The sequence below is a fragment of the Psychrobacter sp. AOP3-A1-26 genome, from assembly GCF_052378235.1.
Taxonomy (GTDB): domain Bacteria; phylum Pseudomonadota; class Gammaproteobacteria; order Pseudomonadales; family Moraxellaceae; genus Psychrobacter.
In genome coordinates, this window is sequence record NZ_JBQSXN010000192.1 from 1 (window position 1) to 883 (window position 883).

The 883-nt window shown below is 52.7% G+C and carries 1 protein-coding gene; it reads right to left on the reverse strand.

Going from position 1 to position 883, the window contains the following annotated elements:
- The coding region (locus tag ACT3TU_RS14250; protein ID WP_444784535.1) for a type VI secretion system Vgr family protein at nucleotides 1-883 on the reverse strand (883 nt) is incomplete at both ends.

The window sequence follows — 883 nt, forward strand, 5'->3', positions numbered from 1 at the left end:
ATGCGCCTGCTTGGCATCGAGAAGCGTCTCGCTCAGCTCAGTGCCCAGTTTTAGTTGACGTTGTCCTGCATCATTGACCCATGCCGACTCATGCTCGCCTTGTGTGTGTCTGATACCGAAAGTGGAGAGCAGGACGCCTGTATTGCCAGTGATTTGTAGGCCATGATCGCTTGCCAGATTGACCCCTTGGCCACTGGTTGATGATTGATGATTGCTATAACGATGCCGCAGTATGCCTAGCTCTAATATATGCTCATCAGGGGCAAAGGTGGCGCTAGAGGTGATGGTTGGCGTCTCAGCATTGGCTTTGCTGCCCGTATTCACCGACCACTGCAAGCCTATCTGGTTTGGCGTGTCATCAAGGCTTAGGGTCACCTCAGAGTCAGAACTAAGTCCATACTGAGCAATACCCGATAGCCAACCACTGTGTCCATCATCGTCATTGATTTGCGAATGACCGAGGCCACCACCATGCCATCTAGGAGAAGATCCCCCTTGCAAGTTGTGTCTATTCGATAGTCCGCTATCACGAGTGGTGATATCTTTCTCATCGACATCGCCCATACCGATACCGTCGAACAGTGCGCGGCTAATCACCGGACTGTCGATATCACCGTACCAGTGGTTAAGCAGTACGGACTGTCCCAGACGTGGGGCAAACTGCCAGCCATGAGTGCTACCCGATGACAGTTGCAGGCTACGTAGCGGCGGGGTAGTGCCGTCATCGTGAGGACTGATGCCTGACCAAACGGGCGTGGTCATGGTTTGCTGTAGATTGTCAGTGCTGACACTAGAGTCATAGCTAGGAGAGGCTGATAAACTGGTGTCACCAGTACGCGCCTGGGCGAGACCATGATAGGTAGTACTGACAAAGGACAAAGAA